This window comes from Kineosporia sp. NBRC 101677, assembly GCF_030269265.1.
GTDB classification, from domain to species: domain Bacteria; phylum Actinomycetota; class Actinomycetes; order Actinomycetales; family Kineosporiaceae; genus Kineosporia; species Kineosporia rhizophila.
Genome location: NZ_BSTA01000017.1, coordinates 1 through 17,041 on the forward strand (window position 1 = coordinate 1; position 17,041 = coordinate 17,041).

The window sequence follows — 17,041 nt, forward strand, 5'->3', positions numbered from 1 at the left end:
CCTCCGGTGAGCCGGCGCCCCCGGCGACTTCATCGGCGACCTTCCCGTCAAAGCCGACATCCACCCGGCAGGCCTGCCCATCAGCACCTCCACGATCGAGGTGTTGCGACGACCCATTGAATCCACCTTGCGTTCCGCGGTCAGCGTGAAAGATGACTCCGCGCGGTGGCCGGCGACGGCGCAAGGCCATGTCCAGGGCCTCGGTCACGAGGCTGGTCCTCATGTGATCAGCGATGGCGTAGCCGACGACGGCGCGTGAGTACAGGTCGATGACCGTGGCCACGTAGGCCCAGCCGGCGCCGGTGCGCACGTAGGTGATATCGCCGCACCAGCGCCGGTTCGGTGCTGTCGCTGTGAAGTCCCGGCCGATCCGGTCCGGGGCGTTCACCGGCTTCTCGCCGTGGATCGTGGTCCGCTTCCAGGCCCGGGGATGTCGTCCCCGCAGGCCAGCGGCCCGCATGAGCCGCCAGACCCGCTTGTGCGAGACCCGGTGACCGGCCGCCGCCAGCATCGCGCGCATCCGCCGCACACCCGGATTGCCGCGGGCCAGGACGTGCAGGCGGCGCATCACCGACAGCAGGCTCAGCTCCTGCCGGGCGCGATCGGAGGTTCCTGCCGTGCGCCAGGCGTAATATCCCGACCGGGACACCCCGAACTCCCGGCACATGAAAGCGACCGAATAGTCGCCTGAATCAGCCCAGCCCGCGATCGCAGCAAAGATTACTGCTGGTCTTTCGCGAACCAGGTCGCAACTTTTTTTGCGAACTCGACCTGCATCTGAAGCTCGCTGATCTTGGCCTTGTCATCCTTGGCCTGCTGCCGCAGACGGATCAGCTCCAGCCGCTCGTCATCGTCCAGCGCCTCAGCAGCTGCTGGCTGTGACTCCCGTTCCTGCCGTTCCATCCTCACCCACTTGCCGAGCGTGATCTCATGCACGCCGATGTTCCGCGCGACCTCCGCGATCGAGCGTCCCTCGTCGATCACGTACGACGTCGATTGTGCCTTGTACTCGGCGGTGTAGGAACGCCTCGTTGAACCCATCCCGAAAACTCCCGACAGATCGGGCAGTCACACCGGGTGTCCACTCAAACGGGAACGGTCCAACCGCCCCAGCTGCCCGGTCGGCACGCGCAGGGCCACGGTGTACGACTCGGGGCAGTGGATTAGACGGTTGCTCCGGCTCAAGTCCAGCAGCGCGTTCTTCCATGCCTGAACCCGCGCCGGGGTTCTGGTGCCCGAAGATCCAATTGAGGACGAGGGTGCGCTGCGTTCTCGGGGCATCGGCGCCGAGGAGTGCTTCTGGGGTTCGTAGACGATCACCTGGACCTGACCGTCGTCGCGCACCTGGACCTGACCGTCGTCGCGACGCACCCTGGGAGGGCAGCGCGAGGATCCCTCCGCGGCGTGCGGCCCAGACGTCGGTCACCCCGTAGACCCTGGAATGGTCACCCTTCAGGTACTTCTCGTACGGGCCTTGCGAGCTGCGCTCGAAGGCCCTCCTGCCCGCGCAGGAACGCCGGAACCTGATCGCTGTCCGGTGGGGCATCGCGGTCATTCTCGATGCTGTTCTCGTCGTTCCCCGCCCGGCCGTCGGCCACCTGACCACCGCAAACCCCGAATCCTCCGCGGCACGGCAAGGCCACCTTTGCCATCCACGACAGTCCTGCCCGGGCCAAGCAAGCATGCCCAGTCACGAGCGTCCTGGAGGTCGGCCTGCACGAGGCCCTGAAGGCCCCCGAGCTCACCGGGTGCTCGAGACCCTCGACCAGCGCCTGGCCCAGGCCCGCACTGCGCGTCTGGCCCACACCCAATTCCTGCAACTGCTATGCGACGAAGAACTAGTCCGCCGCCTGACCTGGGCCCGGTTCGAGGCCGGCCAGGCCCCCTGGAAGCCTTCGACTTTGCCACCAACGCCAAACTTCTCACCGCCGCGATCCAGGACCTGGGCGCCCTGCGATGGCTGGACGCCGGAGAATCCGTCATTCTCTACCGGCCGGTCGGAGTCAAAAGGAGCCCTTCGCACAAGCACTGGGCCACAACGTTATTCGCCGCAGAAAGGACGCCAGGTTCGCCAGGACCGGACGCGTCCTGGCCGACCTCGCCAGCGGCCACGCCGACCGCACCTGGGCCAAACGCCTACGCGGGTACTCCCGCCCCGCCATGCTCATCCTCGATGACTTTGCCATGCGCGCCTTCACCGGACCACAAGCCGGCGACCTCGACGAACTCACCAGCTAACGCTCCGCCACCGGAAATCTTTTGATTACCATCAGCAACCGCGCACCCACCGAATGGTATCCGCTCTTCCCCAACCCCGTCGTCGCCCAATCACTCCTGGACCAGCTGATCAACACCAGCCATCAATTCCTGGTCGACGGACCCAGCTACCGGCCCCGCAAGCGACCCGGTTCCACCAAGCCTGTCGCCTCAACACTCGAACCCGACAACCAGTAGAACCAGTAGAACCAGCACCATAGACCACCTGAGGAATTACCTGAGCGACGACACTGCCCGGGCCATCGCCGCCGAGCTGGCCCGCGAGGGCGTCAGCATCAGCGTGAGCAGGGTCGGGCGGTGGCTGGTCCGCCTGGGCATCAGCCGCCGTCGGAGCATGGACCCGGCCGGCGCCTCGAACCGTCAGGCCGCGCGCAAGATCATTGCTCGCTATTCCGGGCATGAGATCCACGTCGCTGTGAAGAAGGTCAGGCGCATCTCGAACGGCGGTGGCTGGCGGGCTCATGGCAAGGCAGCAGCCCAGGCCGCGCCACCCGCCGCACCCACACCGCCTCGGCCAACGCGGGCGTCCGCACCGGTTACGTGTTCCTGTACTCAGCCGTGGACGGCTTCTCCCGGCTGGCCTACACCGAGCACCTGCCGGACGAGAAAGCCGTCCTTCGCCATCGCCCTATTCGCTTTCGTCGGCGGCGGCGTCGGCATCTGTCGGATAGACCATCCGCATGCGCCGCGACTGGTACAAGTACTGGCCGATGAGCCTGATAAATTCATCGGCCCGCTCATTCTCGCCGGTCAGCGCGCCGGTTAGCTTGCCGAACGCTCCCTCGTTGAGCACAGCGGCATCAGTCAGCGTCTCGCGCAGTTCAGGTGAAGCCACGAACTGGTCGACGGCGTTGTGGTCGATCTGAGCGGCGATGCGCTGGTCCTCCTCGGCCATTCCCGCTGCAGCGATCACAAAGCCCTCGATCTGCGGGTCGGCGAACTCCGCGCCAAAAAGCGAATTGATCCGGGCGACGACCTCGGAGAGCAGCTCCTGCTGCGGGTCGGGGCGGGAGGCGCCGGATCCGACGCCGGTGATGCCGGACAGGCCGGGCGTGTCCTGATCCCCAGAGAGGCCGATGCTGGCCTTGCCCTGGTCGATCTGGCGGACGCGGCGCAACTCGAGCCCGGAGACGTCCACGTCCGCGCCACGGTCGTCGGACGGGAGCAGCCGCGCGAGCTGCCTAAGGAATTCGGCCAGTTTCTCCAGATCGCTGGTGCCGTAGTCGACGACCTGCGACATGAAGTCGTGCAGCCTAACGTACGAGCCACAGTCCTTGCGGAAGGTCCGCAGCTCGTCGAGGGCGTGACTGTCCTGGGCTTCCGTGGCCTTGGCCCACCTACTCACGAATTCGTCGCGCGCCGGGGTCACCGCAGCAGCCAGTGCGGCGTGGGACTGCGCCGGCGTCCACCACGCCTTTGCGTAGCGCTCGACATCCTCGGACGTGTATATCCGCGGCTGGGCCAGCTTGGTAGCGAGCCGGTGGACCAGGTTCGGGTCGGTCTCGGTCTCGACGTGGGCCTCGAGGTAGTAGGTAAGGAACGCCTCACGGATCTCCGCCGGATCGTTGACGAAGTCGAGGACGAACGTGCGGTCCTTGAACTCGCCCGACGGAGCCCGGTACGTGCGGTTCAGCCGCGACAGCGTCTGCACCGCGTGCACGTCCGGAAGCTTCTTGTCCACGTACATCGCGCACAGTAGAGGCTGGTCGAAGCCGGTCTGGAACTTGTCGGCGACGAGCATCAACCGGTACTCGGACCGACGGAACTCCCGTGCGAGGTCAGAGCCAAGTCCGGGGTTCATCGACGCCTCGGTGATGTCAGACAGGCCGTACTCGTCGTCGCTGATCTTGCCAGAGAACGCGACGATCGACTGGTACCCGTAGCCCTTCTGCGCCAGATACCTATCTACCTCGACCTTGTACCGGACCGCGGCCTGCCGGGAGTTCGTAACGACCATCGCCTTGGCGTGGCCATCGAGGAGATGGGCGACGTTTGCGCGGAAGTGCTCGACGATAATCTCGACCTTTTGGCCGATATTCGTCGCGTGGAGGTTCGCGAACCGCATGATCCTACGGGTCGCGACCTTCGGGTCCACCAGCCTGTCACCGTCGTCGACTATGCCGGTGACCACGCCATCCTTGCCGCGCTGCTCGATCTCGAACGCAGTCTTATACGTCTGGTAGCCGCGCAGTACGTCGAGGATGAAGCCCTCCTCGATCGCCTGCCGCATCGGGTAGACGTCGAACGAGACCGGCTTCCCGTCGTCGGCCTCACGGCCGAACAGCAACTTCGTCTTAGTCTTCGGGGTTGCCGTAAACGCCAGCAGCGAAACGTTCCGAGCGCCAGCGCGGGCCGCCGTCTCGGCGGCGATCTGAGCCTCGCGCGCGTCGTAAGCCTCGACAATCTCATTTACGACGTCCTGGGAGTCGATCTCCTCGTCGGTGGCGATCTCGCCGCCCTCGGTGAGGACCTTCTTCAGATCCGCGGCGGTCTTGCCGGACTGGGACGTGTGCGCCTCGTCGACGATCACCGCGAAGTTCTTGTGGCCGAGCGTCGTCTCCAGCAGCCCCTTGACGTAGGGGAACGTTTGAATTGTCACGACGATGATCAGCGCTGGGCCGGTCAGCGCGTCCAGCAGCGCGCGGGACTTCGAGCCGCCGGAGCGGCGCACGGCCGCCGAGTCGATCACGGCGACGGTGCCGACGGTGTCGTCGACCTGCTCGACGGCCTGCTGCAACTGGGCGTCAAGGACGCGGCGGTCGGAAACGATCAGGACCTTGTCGAAGACCTTCTCGTTCGCCTCGTCGTGGAGCCGTGCGAGCCGGTGTGCCGTCCATGCGATCGTGTTGGTCTTGCCCGACCCTGCGGAGTGCTCTATCAGGTAGCGCTTCCCCGGCTTCTCCTCGGCAATCGTCTCGACGAGTTTTTTCACCGCGCGCCACTGGTGGTAACGCGGGAACACCAGCGTCGTCGACCGCTTGAGCCTGCCGGTGGCAGGGTCGTCGTCCACCTCGGTCTTCAGGAAGATCTGCGAGCCAAGGATGGCTAGCCAGTTGTCGCGCCGCAGGACCTCCTCCCACAGGTAGGACGTGGCGGCCCCATCCGGGTTCTGCGGGTTGCCAGCAGCACCGCTGTCATCGTGGCCCCGGTTGAACGGCAAGAAGTAGGTCTTCTCCCCCGCGAGCCTTGTGGTCATGTGGACCTGGTCGTCGTCGACGGCGAAGTGCACCAATGCGCGGGTGCCGAAGCCGAGCAGCGGCTGCCCCGCCGGGTGCCGATCGTTCCGGTACTGGCTGACAGCCGTGCGCCATTCCTGCTTAAAGAACGACTTGAGCTCGATCGTCGCCACCGGCAGGCCATTGACGAAGAGCACCAGATCGATCGAGCGAGAATCACCGCGCTTCGGAGAGAAGTGCACCTGCCGGACGACGCGAAGGCGGACCTTGCGGTAGTTCTCAGTGACGTCCTTATTGAGCGTGGTCGCCGGCCTGAACTGGCACATCCGCAGGTGCGCGGTCGCACCGCGGGTGTGCGAGAACCTCCGACGGAGCACATTCAGCGTGCCGCCCCCCGAGCTCATCGGCATGTCCAGCCGTGACACCAGCGATGCCAACAGCGCCTCGCGGTCGGCCTGCTCAGCGCCTGTGCCGACGCGCACAACCTTTGCGTACTCGTCGGGCTGCGTCTCGCTCAGCCACCAGTGCACGTCCTCGGGCCAGATCGCCCGTCCGGTGTCGTAGCCATCGTCCGTCTCGCTGTACTTCCAGCCGTACATGGCGAGGTATTTGGCAATCTCAATCTCGAACGCCGCCTCGTGGGTACCGTCGGGTGCCGCCATGATCAGCTCGCCTTCCGTGCTGTGCGTACGTTGACCTGTCCTGTCACCGCCGCCGTAATCAGCGCCGAGCGCCGCTCTTTGGCGAGGGCGATGTGCTCTTCGGCCTTCGCGATCAAGGCATCAATTCGCGAGGTCTGTACGTCGATGTGCTCGACGATCGCGCGCTGCTCGTCGATCGGCGGGATGGGAAGGGGCAGGTTGTCGAGGTCGTTCTGCTTGATCCGACGGTCAAACGTGGTATTGGAACGCGTATACAACCTGTACTGGTCAAAGTATGGTGCGGAACGGAGAACTGCGTGTAGGTACCAAGGGTCCAAGGCTCCGATGACCTCGAACACGCGATAATCGGGGCTGACGGCTCCTCGCTTGTCGGACACCCCAATCGCGCCGCCGATCAGCCACATCGGGTTGACGACGAGGTCGCCCGAACGCGCCACGAAATACCGAGGGATAGACGCGCCTGAGGCGTTCTGCTGGATCGCCATAGTCAAACGGTCAACCAGATGTCCCTTCACCGTCAGCGACAGCATCAGCTCGGTTCCCGCGACGTTGCGCTCCTCCCGGGCCAGGCAGACGGTCTTGAACCGCTCCATGCCCCAGGACCGCGGTGCTTTCGCGAGCCACGGTTCGACCGCGAGAGAGCTCCCCCACCGCGAGACGTCGTGTTCGCCCGCTTCTTGGCCCTCGAGGCCCGTCAGCGCGGTGTTCGTTATGACCGCGAGGCGGCGCTCCTCGAGATGACTGATCAGTTCCTCCTGCTTGGCCACGAGCGCGTCGATCTGGGCTGTCTCGTGGTCTAGGTAGTCGACTATGGCGCGCTGCTCGTCGGGAGGCGGTATAGGACAAATAATCGCGCCTAGGACGTCTCGTGAGAGCGATGGAAGAGTGGCGGTGCGATTGTTGGCCTCAATGTAGCCGCTCGCAAGGCAGGCTTTGAGGGTGTAGGCAAGGAATCCCGGGATGACGGAACCACTCCTCTGCCGGACGCGTGCGACGTGGTTCTGGAAACCCCACCCCATGAGGTCATCCTTGAGAAGGTGGCTTCTTCCGTACCCCGCACCACCTTCGACAACGACGATGTCATCCCGCTTCATCGCATACTTCCGCAGCTCGCCCGATGAGAAGTCCATGCGCTTTGAGTCATCGAGCACCAGACGGTCAGGCTGGATTGAACCAGCGGCCAGGTACGGTGCTGAGATTGCGTCAGCGACCTCATTCCTAGCGTTGATCATTTTGCCCAGCATGACCTCGAAGTGATAGCTCAGCGGCGCGTTCGACCACCCTTCGGGGAGACCACCAAACCACCTGCGGGCGTCTTCGCTCACGCTTCCACCTCGCGAAGCAGAGTCATGATCTCGCCGACGACCCTCTCGAGGTCGGCATCAATCTCGTCGAGCTGTCGGGGCGGCTTATAGACGTAGAAGTGCCGGGTGAACGGGATTTCGTAGCCCGTCTTGGTCTTCGACCAGTCGATCCAGGCGTTGTCGATGTGCGGCTTCACCTCGGCATCAAAGTAGGCCTGCACGGTCTCCTTTAGGGCTTCATGCGCTTTCGGGTACCCACCCCAACCGAACGGCACGTTCTCCGTGCCGCGTAGCGCCGCGTCCGGCTCGTGCTCGCCCTTGTTCGCACCCGAGACGACGACGCATATATCGGCGGCCTCGTCGTGCACGCCGATGGTCTGCCACAGCGTCTTGCGCTGCGCGGCGGTCAGGCGCAGGCCCAGGTTGCCAAGGTGCTTGCCGAGCGCTTTGTTGAACTTCTCGCGGTTTAGATATGAGTCGTCGCCGAACGCTTCGAGCGCCTCGGTTAGCCCAGCGATCTTGCCGAGCGTCTTGTGTTCGGCGACGGCGCTGATCGTCTCGGGAGTGCATTCGAAGCGCAACTGCAGCGGGCGCTCAACGGTGACAGACCAATAGGCGAAGTCCTGGTTGGCGAACACCTTCACCGGAACGTGAACGTCGCCGTGGTCGCTCTGCGTGCCGGTGAACGCTCGCACAACCGCCTCGCGGTTCTTCTTCGCAATCTCGACGCGTTTGGAGCCGATTGACTTTCGCAGCTTCGAGCCCAGCCCCGTGGCGTCGATCAGCTGTACGGTGCCCGCGCGATTGGGCGGCTTCGCATTCGACAATATCCACAGGTAGGTCGCAATGCCGGTATTATAAAACATGTCGTTCGGCAGGGCGACGATTGCCTCGACCAAGTCGTTCTCTAGCATGTGCCCCCGAATGTCCGACGGCCCGGAGCCCGCGCCGCCATTGAACAGCGGGGAGCCGTTGAGGACAATGCCGGCCTTACCGCCGCGACCGGTCTCGTCAACATCCCGCATCTTCGAGGCGACGTGCAGGAGGAACAACATTGCCGCGTCGCCGACCGCGGGTAGCCCTGGGGCGAACCGCCCCTGGCCACCGCGATCATGCTCGCTCTTCACATCCGACTCGACGGCCTTCCAGTCCGTCCCGAACGGCGGATTGGAGAGCACGTAGTCGAACCGCCGGTCCGCGAACCGGTCGACCACGAGAGTGTCGCCTTGCCGGACGTTCGAGGGGTCCTGACCTTTGATCAGCAGATCCGCTTTGCAGATGGCGTAGGTGCGCGGGTTGATCTCTTGCCCGAACAACGCTGTGGATGCATCCGGGTTAAGCCCGTGCAGGTGCTCGTCGGCGACGGTGAGCATGCCGCCTGTGCCAACAGTGGGGTCATAGATGGACCGCACTGTGCCGCGGCCGCGCAGTGCTTCAGTGTCATCAGCATACACGAGGTCGACCAAGAGCCGCACGACGTCACGGGGCGTGTAGAACTGACCCGCACCGTCGTTGGCGGACTCGGCGAATCGGTAAATGAGGTTCTCGAACAGGTCGCCCATGTCGGCGTTGGAGACATCGTCGGGAGACAGCGGAATCTTCGCGAAGTGGCGGGTCACCTGGGCAAGCCGGTCGCGCTCCGCCAGCGTGCGGATCACGTTCTCAAAGCCGAAGGACTTGAACACATCCAGGTTGGCGGAGAAGCCGCCGACGTAGTCGATGAGGTTCTCCGCCAGGTTGTCCGGGTCCTGCAACGCCTTCACCAGCGTGTAGGCGCTGGTCGTCCAGAAAGAAAGCCCTGGGCTGTCCTCGCTGCGGGTGGCAATCTTCAGATGCGTGCGCCGCTGCTGCTCGCCGGGGTACCTCTTGACGATCTCGACCATTGCCTCACGGTGCGGGTCCATCACACACTCGAGGCGACGCAGCACCGTGAACGGGAGGATCACCGAACCGTACTCGGCCTCGGCGTAGGGACCGCGCAGCGTGTCGGCGACGCTCCACACGAAACTTGAAAGGACTGACACCGCTAGTGATCCTCCGGATCTGGTTGGCGCTGAACGGGCCGGCGAGACCGGCGGCTTCTGCTCGTCCTCAGACTACCCACGGTGGCGCCGTCGAAGTTGGCGAGGGCGCGTGACTGGATCCACCAGACCAGAGTCAACAGCCGAAATCCGCTATCGAAGTTACATTTGGGCGAGCGTCGGAGTTGTAATCATTGTCAAATCCTCACGGCGCAGTCGGGTAAGGCGGAGCTTGCAATTGCAGTGCGGTCTCGGCGGCGTCTTGGACGGCCCAAACGGATCCGGTAGCCAGTAAAAAGCCGGTTCCCGGCGGCCCGACCCCCGGTAAGGGCACTGGAAGCGGCACAAATCAAGTCTGCGTGCGTAGAACGAGGCTGAGACCTACGGAGCTAAAATCGTGGCGTGGTCAACGCACAGCCGACAGCTTCCCAAGGCGCCCAACTCACGAAAGCACTATGCGATGAGCCCTTGTCAGTAGCGTCCAAGCTATCGACAAGGGCTCCCTGGTCGCTCGGCAACCCCTCTGGACCCCGAAACCGCTGTGCTGATGATCCTGAGTCTAAGGCCCTGTCCAAGGCCGACGAAGTTGATCCGCTACCCGCTCCTACGCACCGGCGCCCGCCTGCCCCGCACCGGCCGACGCACCTTCCCGCGCCCGGCCTAGGGCTCATCGTCCTGGCCAGGGCCTTCGCCACACTTCGCCAGTACCGCTGTCAGTCTGAGAAGCCGCAGCTTACAGGATTAGTCCGCGACCTCGCGAACAGCCCGCAACCGACCGCCCAGTAGACCTCGGGGCCCTCAGCCCAGCCCCTAAGCAAGCACTCACAGCCAAAGAACCCCGAACCCGAGTTGATCTTCGATCGGCCCGGTCACGTTCGTTGCAAGTGCGAGGCTACGTTGCCACAACCAACCGAATCTGATCGCGATAGTAACCTGCCCAGTCAGCAGAAAAATCCAGTGTAGTTAAAAGAATAGCCGAAAGGCCTGACTTTACCGATTTCGTACTGATTGGATCATTGGCAAATCGCATCTTAAGTTCATACAAGAGAAAGCCGCTGACTAGCTTCCCTTTGACTAGTCGCCCCAGCTCCCCACGAGAAGATAAATTATTTATCCTAGCTTCCATGCGTTTTAGTTTCAATTCCTCGCCAGTCTGACATTTACTGCGCAGTAATTGTTCGGCGGCCCGGGAAGCGTTGGGGTCAAGCTGACCGTATTTGTCACCGTTAATAGGAGAAGGATCGCTAGGCTTAAAGCCTGTTCTGATACCCAAAAGGTGGGAGGACTGTGAGATCTTTATCCATTCTTCCCAACGGGCACTTAGGCTGTTAAGCGCATCCGTCACATCCCTCGGAAGGGCCGCAGCCTCGGCCTTACTTAGGGAGCAAGCAATCCGAACCGCTTCAGCGATGTTGCCGTGACCAAACAGTTCCGATTCAACGTCGGCGTGGCAAGTGTAGATGACATGAGGTGACCGAAGCCGTTTATTAGCCACAAAATCGCCATCATCGTCGAGCATGAAGATGATAGATTTAATATTTCCCGAGCCAGTTACTTTTAACCTACCTTGCTGCTTCAGAAGTCTGAATAGCTCTATTGCGGCCGGCTTCCCACCAGCTTGGCTATTGGGCAACGCAATTTGCTCTCTGAGCCAAATTTGAAACCCACGTTTGGGTTCGCCCATGCTCTCAATTATGCCTTCGTAGAAGGGTACATCATGGTCCCGTCCTTCAACAATGACGAACAACTCATCTGTACTCATCTGCACCCGCCGCACGAACGCACCTGCCGAGTACGCAAGCCGCCTCATAGTTCGAAAATGGTGCTGTCGGAGACCTCAGCCATTACTTCCGGTGAATGCGTAGCCAGAATTAGTTGACAGTCCGCATTTACGGTAATCATTGAGTTCACAAGGCGTCGTTGCCAATCCACGTGCATTGAGAGCTCCGGTTCATCCACAATTACCGTTCCTTCACCGCTAGCGAGCGCTTCCAAAAGAATCTGCAGAAGTTGCCGCTCTCCGGATGACAGCGACTCCAGCGCGATCCTTTCGTCACCGGACTTAACATAGATCCCCGCGGCGCTCAGCGAGATACTCTTATCGCCCGAGTAGAGTTCACTGATGAGGGCCTGAAAATTCCTTTGCGGTAACATGGCTCTATCAACTTCGCTCATGACTTGGCGAATTCGCGCGACGACGTCTTGCATGTCTTGCTGACGCTTGTAACGACTTTCGAACGATTTCTCATCGAAGCGAATTTTCAGTCCTTGTCGTCGCAAGAAGGTAGTCACCAAGCCGTATGCATCGGCCACGTCTTCCGGTTCCGCAGACGCTGTGCCCCGCTTCGAGCTTCCGCTGAACAGTACGGACAGAATCTCAGCAAGGCCCTGCTGCTGAACTTCCTGAATTACCCCTAGGGCTTCGGTGTTATATGCGGTCCATCTTCTCTTGACTTGATCGGCAAACACCGCATCAAAGAGCGAGTCACTAATTCCTTCCCGAGTAGAGGTGCGTTGAAAGTCGCGGACTGACGGCCTCCATCTCGCGTCCCCACGCTCTGCGACTCTGGAAATTGGCAGATAGCTATGCGGAAAATATTCGGGCAGCCCTCTGCTTTTCACTGAAGTTCGGGCCGCCTCCGAAGAACGTTGCGCTAATCGAGTGCGCCAGACCCTCCGTGCAGACTTCGATGGAATGCGTATTTCATATCGTGAAGGATCTTCATCATCAAAGCTAAATATGGCCTCTTCTGGATACTCATCATCCGCCCGCGTCATGTCAATAGTTCGAATGAAAGTAGCCCCGTACCGTTCGTCGTAAATTGTGACGGTGGCCTTTTCGAAGGGCACTTTTGCAATCGTCTGACTATCGTTCTGCAGGGCACTGTGGAGTATCCGGAGCAAGGAAGTCTTGCCCGATCCATTCAGGCCCCAAAAAATGTTCACGTCTCGGTTTAGTCGGAAGTGAAGCTGACCTCTGCGGCCCGCTAGTCCATCGACCGTGAATTGCGTTATATACGACAAATTTTCCCCCCAGGTGAGCGCTAGGTACTTCCTGACGTGAGGGGGTCAGACTACGACGTGACGTGCCGCGCGCGATACATTTTCTGCGAATTGTTATGTAGATGCGGAAGAGGACTGCCCCAAGCCAGCTGACATACGGGCTGGGTAATCAGGCAGCAAGAGTATGCGCGGTGACGGCCTCACAGCGCACCCGAGACCAAAAGCGCTTCTGAGCAACCAAGTGGTCAGCAACGTTCCCGCCTCAGGCCTGCGCCGCTAGGACCGATGCCCGGACCTGAATTATTGCAGGACGGCTCCTGGAGCAGACCATGAACCCGGAAGTACAGCTGATCAGCGACGATGACGGCCTGGCGGTCATCGGACCGCAGCTGTCGAACATTCCTCGCCTCGCAGGGCCTGCCCTCGAAAGACCTTGGCCTGGCGCGCGTGAAGTCCGTACTGCAAAAAAGTTCGGTGGTCTCTGAGGCCGGGGCCCTCCCCGCCGTCAGTAGCGGACGCTGGGTCGAGCTCACCGCCGACTCCACCGAGCGGGCGGAAGGATGGGGGTTGCGCAACAGCGCCCAAGGTTTGGCCACCGGCGTCCTGAGAGGAGAGGGTGGCCAGATCAGCGGCTTCGTTGAGTTCGCCAACGGCCCCATCTCCTGCCCGCCAAACCAGCCGTCCTTACCAGGCCAGGGCGTGGACGGACGTGGCCACCGACGTGATATACCGGGCCTTCGATGCAGGCGCCCAGGGCGTCAACGCTGCCAAGAACCTCGGCAGTCAGGCCTTCACCATGGCCAGCTCAGTGACGGGCCTGATTCCCTGGAAGAGCCGCCGGGACGGCGATCAGGGCGAGTAGAACTCAGCTCCCCAGAAGCCGGTCGAACTCCCCGTCCTTCGCAGCGCTCAGCCACGCAGCAAAGCCTGCAGAACCAAGTTTGAGGACGCCGGTGCTCGCGTTTTTGGAGTCCCTCACCAGAACCGTGTGGTGGAGTCCGCACATCTCCACACAGTTACCGGTGGCGTCACTCTTCGAGGCCTTGATCCACACCGCTTTGTCGCCGTTCATCGTGCACACTCCCCGATCGGTATCGACATGCCCAGGATGATGTCGAGACGTTCCCTGAAGTCCTCGACAACGTCCGGGTCCTCACTGCACTCCGCTCCGCTGTAGCCCTCAGCGTACGAGAAGGCCGGCTCGTCCTCGTGGGCCGGAAAGGTCAGCACGGTGAACTCCCCTCGCCCGCCGGGATGCGCCCCGGCAGTGAACGGCAGCACGAAGATGTTCACGTCCGCCCGGGCATCCAGTTCGCTCAGGTACGCAACCTGCTCCCGCATCGTCGCTGGGCCACCGGCCTGACGGGTCAGCACCTCCTCACCGAGCACCACCCGGAACTGCGCTCCGTGCCCGATCACGCGTTCCTGGCGCTGCTTGCGGATGTCGGCCAGACGCTGGGCCGCCGACATGGTCAGGCCGGGCGCGGCGTCGAAGATCGCCCGCTGGTAGCCAGGTGACTGCAACAGCCCAGGGACCAGCAGCGGGCTGAAGATGTCGATGTGCGAGGCAATCTCCTCCAGCTCCAGCAGCGTGGTGAAGCCGGGCGTGGTCGGCAACGCCCGCCCCTGCTGCTCGTACCAGGTCGGTCTGCTGCTGACCCCCGCCAGCTCGACCATGCGCTCGCGCAGCTCGTCGTCGGCCCCGAGCTGCCGGCACACCCAGTCGACCGTGGCCTGGCTCGGCAGAGACTGCCGGTTCTTCCAGCGATTCCACGACGAGCGCCGGGGCAGACCCAGCCCCGTCAGCTGATCGTAAGTGAGCCCCGAATCGTCCTTCAGCTTCATCAGATGTCGCACCAGTGCGCGTCGCGCACTGCCCGTCCGTCCCATCGTGGCAGTCCCCGTCATGCCCCCTGATCGTAGAACGAACCAGGACATCCACCGCCGAAAGCGGTCTCACCAGTGTCCCGCGCCGACCAGGTTGCGACGGGACAGTGACCACGGCACGCAAGCCCCGCCACGGTCATGACCGGGAACACTCAGCGGGACGACCGAGACCACGGATGAGCTGCGAGAACGCAGTCTGGCAATTGGCGCACAGGTACCGCAGATGGTGTGCAAATTGTCTGGTAGAGGCTGGCTGAGATGTAGCGTAGCGGCGAGCGCCCAGGCGCCGACGCCAGCTTTGGACGCGCCACCGTGGGGGTCCCAGGACGTTCTTGGCCACTCTCAGCTGCTCGCGAGGTGAGACCTCAGAAGAGCGGCGCATTCTGCCCCAGCGCCTGCGTGTACTCCCGGATCATGGTCGAGTCGATCACGGTGTGCCCCAGGTGCAGCAGGGACCGATGACTGTCCGGCGCAGCCATGAGCCGGGTCACCAGGTCACGGTCGTCCTGCTCGGTCCGCGGCACCGTGACCACGGCGGAGCGCTTGTCCCGCAGTGCCTTACGGGCAGGAGCATGCGCTCGCTCCAGAACGGTGGCGCCGCCGGCGCCTTCCTGGACCGGCGCGTAGCCGGCCGACCGAAGAGCTTCGAGCAGACCATCTAAGGACGTCGTCGAGGCCAGGACCGTGGGTGCGAGCAGGGTGAGCTGGTGGGCACGCAGGCGCCGGTCTGCCGCTACCTCCGCGAGCAGAGACTCGTCCTCTGATCTGATGTAGGAAACCGCCGAACCAGCGCGCAGGGAGCCGTGTTTGCGGGCCACGTCGCGGACCAAATAGTTCAGGGGCTGAGGCACGCCGGCCGTGCTGATCGCGTCCAGGTCGGCCAGGATCTGCTCGGCGACGGCGCCGGTGTCCAGGGCCCGGCGGATCGATGCCGGGGTGAACCGCCAGACCGCGGCCACGGAACGGGACTCGCGGTCGGCCAGCCGGTCGAGGGTGGTGGTCAGCGCGCCGCCGGCCTGGCCGAGCACGGTGGCGGTCAGATCGGCCTGGAGCACGACCTCGCGCTGCACCTCGCCCATCAGCGTCTGCAGGACGGCTTCCACGGATGCGCCATCTTCCTCAGCGCCGCTCACCATGGCTTGTCCCAGGGAGCTGAGGGCTCCTTCTGCGACGATGCCGAGGAACGCGGCTTCGGTGAGCATTGCCTCCAGGGCACCGGACGGCGACTCGTCCTGCACATCCATGTCGTAGCCATCCGTGTCGTAGCCGTCCCATCCCACCTGGATGGTGACCCCGGTCGGCGCCCCGTCGATCGGCCCGTACAGCGAGCGCCCCAGGAGCACGGGGCGCTCCCAGGTCAGGAGATCGTGGAGCGTGGTTGCCTGTGCAGCCGCGCAGGGGTGCTCCGCCAGCACGTGAAGCATCGTGCGGCGCAGATCCGGGACGCCGGGCCGGTCCGACGGCAGCCAGGTCAGGTCTTCCTGGTCGGCGGGGATGTCCGGCAGGGTCATCCAGGCCGACAGGACGGCGGTCAGGGCTTGAGCTGGTTCCAGTTCGGCCCATTCCAGGCCTTCGGCCGTCACGACCAGGTCATCGTGCAGTTCGACGAGGCGCGCGGCATAGGCCAGGCCCAACAGCATCGGAATCCGCTCGGGCGCTCCACCGACTGCCTTGGCCAGCCGCCGCAGCTCACGCGCCCCCACCGCACCGTCCTTGCGTCGCTTGAGCGGTATGCCGTGCAGGAAACGCAGCACGTCGCTGAGCGCCTGGTGCGCCGCTCCGACGGCGACCGAAGCGCTGGAGTCGATCTGGCGGGGTTGCAGCTGCTGCCATTCTCCGTCGGGCCGTTTCGGGGTGAAGGGCGCATGCCAGCCGACCCCACGCAGGGCCAGCGCCACCGGGTCGGGCATCTGCACGGAGAAGGCGTCACGGCGGACCAGGATCATCCGCTCCAGCGCCCAGGTCAGCGCCTGTTCCCTGTCGTTACCGCCGCGCGCCGTGACCCCGTAGAACGATCCGTAGCCGGTGGGGACACGCAGGCCGAAGGCCGCCTGCTCCAGGGTCTCCAGAAGTGCGCGGGGAGCCTTGGCCACCTCGGTCCGGATACGGGCCGGATCCGCGAACAGCTGCTGCAGGGCGTCCACCAGAGTCATCCGCCGGGGCTGCTTGCCGCCGGTGACGCCCCATGCCGCCGCGACCTTCTGCAGCTCCGGCACCGTCCGGTGCTCCAGCTGCGCCTTCAGCGGGACCCCCAGCTGCAGCGGCGTCGCGTACTGCTCGGCCAGCAGAGGTTCGAGCGCCAGGCTGTCCGGCGGGAGCAGGCCGAAACGACGCAGCCGGTCCAGTTCCTGGTCCAGCGCCTCTCGGCGCGCGGGCGTGCCGGCTCCCAGGAGTTCGGCCAGCGCCGTTTCGTCGGTGTGAGGGCCGAGGGCGGCCAGCGCCTCGAGCACTTCAAGCGCCGGCTGGGGCAGCCTCGACAGCGCCCGGCTCAGTGACACCGGATGCCCCAGCCGTGCGGCCAGCTCGACCAGGGTTAGCGGCAGCACCGGCTCGAGGACATCGGGGCGCTGACGCAGCACCTCGGTCACGTAGTCCGGGCCTGCGATCCGCAACATGCTGGGAGACGGCACCAGCTCAGACTAGAGCCCGCCGACCTGCGCCATTCCCGAGCTACATTCGGCGGAAGCTGCATGCAGGGCATACCTACCGGA

Annotated in this window: 11 protein-coding genes and 2 pseudogenes; 2 read left to right on the forward strand and 11 right to left on the reverse strand. The window is 63.6% G+C overall.

Annotated elements, in window-relative coordinates:
- Positions 1–187: 187 nt before the first annotated feature.
- From QSK18_RS33125 to QSK18_RS33135, 3 genes and pseudogenes are all read right to left on the reverse strand, one after another.
- Positions 188–745: pseudogene (locus tag QSK18_RS33125) on the reverse strand (IS3 family transposase); the annotation flags it as partial.
- Positions 721–1,041 carry a transposase gene (locus tag QSK18_RS33130; protein WP_285627577.1) on the reverse strand — a complete coding sequence of 107 codons (321 nt, stop codon included), beginning with the start codon at positions 1,039–1,041 and terminating at the stop codon, positions 721–723. The gene QSK18_RS33130 and the pseudogene QSK18_RS33125, both read right to left, overlap by 25 nt.
- A 27-nt stretch (positions 1,042–1,068) precedes the next feature.
- On the reverse strand, positions 1,069–1,371 hold the full coding sequence (locus QSK18_RS33135) for a hypothetical protein (RefSeq protein ID WP_285627588.1): 303 nt from the start codon (positions 1,369–1,371) through the stop codon (positions 1,069–1,071).
- A 330-nt stretch (positions 1,372–1,701) separates the two neighbouring features.
- Here QSK18_RS33135 and QSK18_RS36130 point away from each other — a divergent pair.
- A pseudogene (locus QSK18_RS36130) lies at positions 1,702–2,454 on the forward strand (ATP-binding protein).
- 451 nt (positions 2,455–2,905) lie between these two features.
- On the opposite strand, the gene QSK18_RS33145 reads toward QSK18_RS36130, so the two are convergent.
- The 5 genes from QSK18_RS33145 to QSK18_RS33165 form a co-directional block, all read right to left on the reverse strand.
- Positions 2,906–6,115, reverse strand: a complete 3,210-nt coding sequence (locus QSK18_RS33145) for a type I restriction endonuclease subunit R (protein WP_285627591.1) — start codon at positions 6,113–6,115, stop codon at positions 2,906–2,908.
- A gap of 2 nt (positions 6,116–6,117) precedes the next feature.
- Entirely contained in the window at positions 6,118–7,440 is a 1,323-nt protein-coding gene (locus QSK18_RS33150) for a restriction endonuclease subunit S (protein ID WP_285627593.1), read from the reverse strand.
- Positions 7,437–9,443 (reverse strand): type I restriction-modification system subunit M, encoded by a 2,007-nt coding sequence (locus QSK18_RS33155; protein ID WP_285627595.1) that lies wholly within the window; start codon positions 9,441–9,443, stop codon positions 7,437–7,439. The genes QSK18_RS33150 and QSK18_RS33155 overlap by 4 nt, the downstream gene beginning before the upstream one ends.
- An 889-nt stretch (positions 9,444–10,332) precedes the next feature.
- The gene (locus tag QSK18_RS33160) at positions 10,333–11,217 is read right to left on the reverse strand and encodes a hypothetical protein (protein WP_285627597.1); all 885 of its coding nucleotides are present in this window, start codon (positions 11,215–11,217) and stop codon (positions 10,333–10,335) included.
- A gap of 29 nt (positions 11,218–11,246) precedes the next feature.
- A complete protein-coding gene (locus QSK18_RS33165; RefSeq protein ID WP_285627599.1) occupies positions 11,247–12,464 on the reverse strand; it encodes an AAA family ATPase in 1,218 nt (405 codons plus the stop codon).
- Between the two features lie 688 nt (positions 12,465–13,152).
- On the opposite strand from QSK18_RS33165, the gene QSK18_RS33170 reads away from it, so the two are divergent.
- Complete coding sequence (locus QSK18_RS33170; protein WP_285627601.1) at positions 13,153–13,305, forward strand: hypothetical protein; 153 nt, start codon at positions 13,153–13,155, stop codon at positions 13,303–13,305.
- Between the two features lie 3 nt (positions 13,306–13,308).
- Here QSK18_RS33170 and QSK18_RS33175 read toward each other — a convergent pair whose 3' ends face one another.
- From QSK18_RS33175 to QSK18_RS33185, 3 genes are all read right to left on the reverse strand, one after another.
- Complete coding sequence (locus QSK18_RS33175) at positions 13,309–13,515, reverse strand: DUF397 domain-containing protein (protein ID WP_285627603.1); 207 nt, start codon at positions 13,513–13,515, stop codon at positions 13,309–13,311.
- The gene (locus tag QSK18_RS33180; protein ID WP_285627605.1) at positions 13,512–14,351 is read right to left on the reverse strand and encodes a DUF5753 domain-containing protein; all 840 of its coding nucleotides are present in this window, start codon (positions 14,349–14,351) and stop codon (positions 13,512–13,514) included. Before QSK18_RS33180 ends, QSK18_RS33175 begins: the two co-directional genes overlap by 4 nt.
- A 344-nt stretch (positions 14,352–14,695) precedes the next feature.
- Positions 14,696–16,960: a helicase-associated domain-containing protein gene (locus QSK18_RS33185; RefSeq protein WP_285627607.1), complete on the reverse strand. Its 2,265-nt coding sequence runs from the start codon at positions 16,958–16,960 to the stop codon at positions 14,696–14,698.
- Positions 16,961–17,041 lie beyond the last annotated feature (81 nt).

Coding starts and splice junctions, on each gene's coding strand:
- QSK18_RS33130 (WP_285627577.1), bottom strand. CDS start 1,041: ATGGGTTCAACGAGGCGTTCCTACACCGCCGAGTACAAGGCACAATCG.
- QSK18_RS33145 (WP_285627591.1), bottom strand. CDS start 6,115: ATGGCGGCACCCGACGGTACCCACGAGGCGGCGTTCGAGATTGAGATT.
- QSK18_RS33175 (WP_285627603.1), bottom strand. CDS start 13,515: ATGAACGGCGACAAAGCGGTGTGGATCAAGGCCTCGAAGAGTGACGCC.
- QSK18_RS33180 (WP_285627605.1), bottom strand. CDS start 14,351: ATGACGGGGACTGCCACGATGGGACGGACGGGCAGTGCGCGACGCGCA.